At 74.1% G+C, this 4,112-nt stretch carries 3 protein-coding genes and 1 pseudogene; 3 read left to right on the top strand and 1 reads right to left on the bottom strand.

Annotated features, from left to right (window positions below; translation table 11 throughout):
* The 3 genes from H5J30_RS20285 to H5J30_RS20295 form a co-directional block, all read left to right on the top strand.
* The coding region (locus H5J30_RS20285) for a BNR repeat-containing protein (RefSeq protein WP_181788827.1) at window positions 1-1,302 on the top strand (1,302 nt) is incomplete at its 5' end.
* A gap of 22 nt (window positions 1,303-1,324) precedes the next feature.
* The gene (locus tag H5J30_RS20290) at window positions 1,325-2,770 is read left to right on the top strand and encodes an L-fucose/L-arabinose isomerase family protein (protein WP_181788828.1); all 1,446 of its coding nucleotides are present in this window, start codon (window positions 1,325-1,327) and stop codon (window positions 2,768-2,770) included.
* 76 nt (window positions 2,771-2,846) lie between these two features.
* Window positions 2,847-3,860: a LacI family DNA-binding transcriptional regulator gene (locus H5J30_RS20295; RefSeq protein WP_181788829.1), complete on the top strand. Its 1,014-nt coding sequence runs from the start codon at window positions 2,847-2,849 to the stop codon at window positions 3,858-3,860.
* Here H5J30_RS20295 and H5J30_RS20300 read toward each other — a convergent pair.
* Window positions 3,844-4,112 (bottom strand): annotated as a pseudogene (locus H5J30_RS20300) (pyridine nucleotide-disulfide oxidoreductase); the annotation flags it as partial. The gene H5J30_RS20295 and the pseudogene H5J30_RS20300 overlap by 17 nt on opposite strands.

Here is a 4,112-nt window from a genome sequence, read left to right on the forward strand (position 1 = left end):
CTTGACCCGGAGGCCGTCTTCTTCGTCTCCTTCGACGGCCTGGTCAACAACAGCTCCTTCACGAAGAACGGCATCCTCACCCACAAGGGCCACCAGTACGCGGCCTGGTACACCGCCGACCGCAGCGCCGTCGTCGCCCGCCGCGCGCCCGGCGAACGGGAGTGGGAGACCGTCACCCTGGACCACCGGCTGAAGTACGACGACTCCCACAACGTCATCTCCCTCGGCGTGTCCGCCGCCGACGGCCGGCTGCACGTCAACATGGACTCCCACTCCGACGGCTTCTTCTACCTCAAGTCCGCGCCGGGCCTGCTGAACCGGCCGCAGGCGCACGAGTGGAGCGCGGACGCCTTCGGGCCCGTGCAGACCTCCCTCGACGGGCTCGCGCTCACCGACCGCTTCACCTACCCCCAGTTCGTCGCCACCCCCGCCGGCGGGCTGCTGCTCAGCTACCGCGACGGCGTCTCCGGCAACGGGCGCAACGCCCTGGCCGCGTACGACGGGAAGCGGTGGCGGGCGCTCGGCCAGTGGTCCGGCTCCACCGGCACGTACACCACAGCCCACGGCAGCAGCACCGCCCGCAACATGTACCTGCACGGCATCGACTACGGCCCCGACGGCACCCTGCACGCCTTCTACACCTGGCGCGAGCAGAACACCGCCGTCATGTGCGCCCCCGGCGGCCTCAGCAACCACGACACCGGCTACGTCCGCTCCACCGACGACGGCCGCACCTGGACCAACGCCGCGGGCGAGGCCGTCGGCACCACCGGCGGCACCGACCTCGTCTCGTTCGACGACCCCGGCACCGTCGCCGACCCGCTGAACGCCGACCACGCGCTGATGAACCAGGAACACCAGGCCACCGACTCCGCCGGCCGCCCGCACGCACTCATCAGCTACGTCCCCGGCCGCTTCGGCCAGTGCTCCACGGACTACGTCGCCGACCGCAAGGCGAACGCCCGCGCCTTCCACGTCCACCGCGACGACGCCGGCCGCTGGCACAAGACCGAGATCCCCCTGCCCCTGGAGTCCACCCAGCGCTCCAAGCTCGCCTTCGACCGCCACGACAACGCCTACGCCGTGCTGCCCTACGGCCGGATCGCCGCCGCCTCCGCCGCCTCCGGCTGGACCGACTGGAAGGTCCTCTTCGACGGCGCGGACCTCGACGCCTTCGGCGAGGTGATCCTGGACGAGACCCGGCTCGGCCAGGACGGCGTCCTGTCCTTCATGTACCAGCAGAAGTCCACCGGCACCACGCCCTCGCCGCTGCGCACCGTGGACTTCGCCCTGCCCCGCTAGGCGCGACCGCAAGGAGCCACCCATGACGACCGCACGCACCCCCGCCACCGCCCGCCGGCCCCGCATCGGCCTGGTCGCCGGCGGACTCGGCGCGTACTGGCCGCAGTTCCCCGACCTGCTGCCGCAGCTCAGGCGCTCCGCCGCGCGGGTCGCCGAGCGGATGGGCGCCTTCGACGCCGAAGTCGTCGACGTCGGCTTCATCTCCGACGCCCCCGAGGGCGCCGCCGCCGCGGAGAAGCTGCGCGCCGCGGACTGCGACCTGATCGTCGGCTTCCTCACCACGTACATGACCGCGACGATGCTCGTCCCCGTCGCGCAGCGCAGCGGTGCGCCCGTCCTGCTGATCAACCTGCAGCCCACCGAGGCGATGGACCACGCGACCTTCGACACCGGCCAGTGGCTCGCCTACTGCGGCGCCTGCCCGCTGCCCGAGATGGCCAACGCCTTCGAGCGCTGCGGCGTCCCCTTCCGCTCCGTCTCCGGCCACCTGGAGGACGAGCGGGCCTGGGCCCGTATCGGCCGGTGGATCCGGGCGGCGGGGGTGCGCGCCGTGCTGCGCGGCGGCCGGCACGGGCTGATGGGCCACCTCTACCCGGGCATGTACGACGTGTCCACCGACCTCGCCATGGTCACCGCGCACCTCGGCGGCCACGTCGAGGTGCTGGAGTTCGACGACCTGCGGGTACGGGCCGAGAAGGCCGGCGACGCCGAGGTGGCGGCCAAGCTCGCCGAGACCCGCGAGGTCTTCGACCTCGACGCGACCGTCGACCCTGACGACCTCGCCTGGGCGGCGCGGGTGTCGGTCGGCCTGGACCGGCTCGCCGCCGACTTCGACCTCGACTCCCTCGCGTACTACCACCGCGGCCTCGACGGCGAGACGCACGAGCGGCTGGGCGCCGGCATGATCCTCGGCGCCTCCCTGCTCACCGCCCGCGGCATCCCCGCCGCCGGCGAGTACGAGCTGCGCACCTCGCTGGCCATGCTCGTCGCCGACCGGTTCGGCGCCGGCGGCTCGTTCACCGAGATGCAGGCGCTCAACTTCCGCGACGGCGTGGTGGAGATGGGCCACGACGGGCCCGGGCACCTGGCGATCAGCGAGGGCCGGCCGCTGCTGCGCGGCCTCGGCGTCTACCACGGCAAGCGCGGCTGGGGGGTGTCCGTGGAGTTCGACGTACGGCACGGGCCCGTCACCGCCGTCGGCCTCGGCCAGACCCGCGACGGCCGCTACCGGCTCATCGCCTCCGCCGGCACCGTCACCCCGGGACCCCTGCTGGCCATCGGCAACACCACCTCGCGCGTCGACTTCGGCCGCGACCCGGGGGAGTGGTGCGACGAGTGGAGCGCGAGCGGCGTCGGCCACCACTGGGCGCTGGCGACCGGCGACCTGCGGCCCGAGCTGCGGGCGCTCGCGGACCTCGCCGGACTGGACCTGGTGGAGGTCGCGGGGACCGGCGAAGGCCATGCGTAGCATGAGCGGCGGGCCGCGGCCGGGGCGCGCCGCGTACGACCGGCTGGACGGCTGAAGGGGAACGCGCGTGGGGCGCATGGTGGGCATCAAGGACGTCGCGCGGCACGCGGGCGTCTCCGTCGGCACCGTGTCGAACGTCATCAACCGGCCCGACAGCGTGGCCGCCGCCACCCGCGAGCGGGTGCAGGCGGCCATCGACCGGCTCGGCTACGTGCGCAGCGAGTCGGCGCGGCAGCTGCGCGCCGGGCGCAGCCGCATCATCGCGCTGCTCGTACTCGACATGACCAACCCGTTCTTCGTCGACGTCGCCACCGGCGCGGAGCGCGCCGCGCGCGAGGCCGGCCTCGGCGTGATGCTCTGCAACAGCGCGCAGAGCCCCGCCGAGGAGGCCGAGTACCTGGGCCTCTTCGCCGAGCAGCGGGTGCGCGGCGTGCTCGTCACCCCCGCCGACACCAGCGGGCGCACCCTGGAGTCCTTCGGCCGGCACGGCATTCCGTACGTCTTCGTCGACCGCACCGTCGCCAGCGCGGACGCCTGCTCGGTCTCGCTGGACGACGTCCAGGGCGGTGTGCTCGCCGCCCGCCACCTGATCGGCGCAGGCCACGCCTCCCTGGCCTACGTCAGCGGCCCCATGCAGCTCCCGCAGTGCCAGGACCGTCACACCGGGGCCCTGGCCGCCCTCGCCGAGGAGGGGCTGGGGCCGGACGCGCTGGTGCACGTCGAGACGGAGCAGATGGACGTCGCCGCCGGCCGCGACGCCGGGGCCCGGCTGCTGGGCATGTCGCCGCGCCCGTCGGCGGTGTTCTGCGCCAACGACCTCCTCGCGCTCGGCGTGCTCCAGACCCTCTTCGCGGCGGGCGTCTCGGTGCCGGGCGACATGGCGCTCGTCGGCTACGACGACATCGAGTTCGCCGCCGCGGCGGCGGTCCCGCTGACGTCGGTCCGCCAGCCGGCGCACCGGATGGGGCGGGAGGCGGCGGAGCTGCTGATCGAGGAGACGGAACAGGGCGTCGAGCACCACGACCACCAGCGGATCGTCCTCCAGCCGGAGCTGGTCGTACGCAGCTCCAGCCTCAGACAGCAGCGCTGACGGCGCCCGGCTCCGCGGGCAGCGGACCGGGCGCGTCCACCAGGAGGCGGGTCAGTTCGCGGACCGCCGCGCGGCCGGCGCGGTTGGCGCCGATCGTGCTCGCCGACGGGCCGTAGCCCACGAGGTGGATCCGCGGGTCGCGGGCCGCGCGGGTGCCCTCCATGCGGATCCCGCCGCCCGGCTCGCGGAGCTTCAGCGGGGCCAGGTGGTCGACGGCCGCGCGGAAGCCCGTCGCCCACAGGATCGCGTCCG

Source organism: Streptomyces phytophilus (genome assembly GCF_013870535.1).
GTDB lineage: Bacteria > Actinomycetota > Actinomycetes > Streptomycetales > Streptomycetaceae > Streptomyces > Streptomyces phytophilus.

Coding starts and splice junctions, on each gene's coding strand:
- H5J30_RS20295 (WP_181788829.1), top strand. CDS start 2,847: ATGGTGGGCATCAAGGACGTCGCGCGGCACGCGGGCGTCTCCGTCGGC.
- H5J30_RS20290 (WP_181788828.1), top strand. CDS start 1,325: ATGACGACCGCACGCACCCCCGCCACCGCCCGCCGGCCCCGCATCGGC.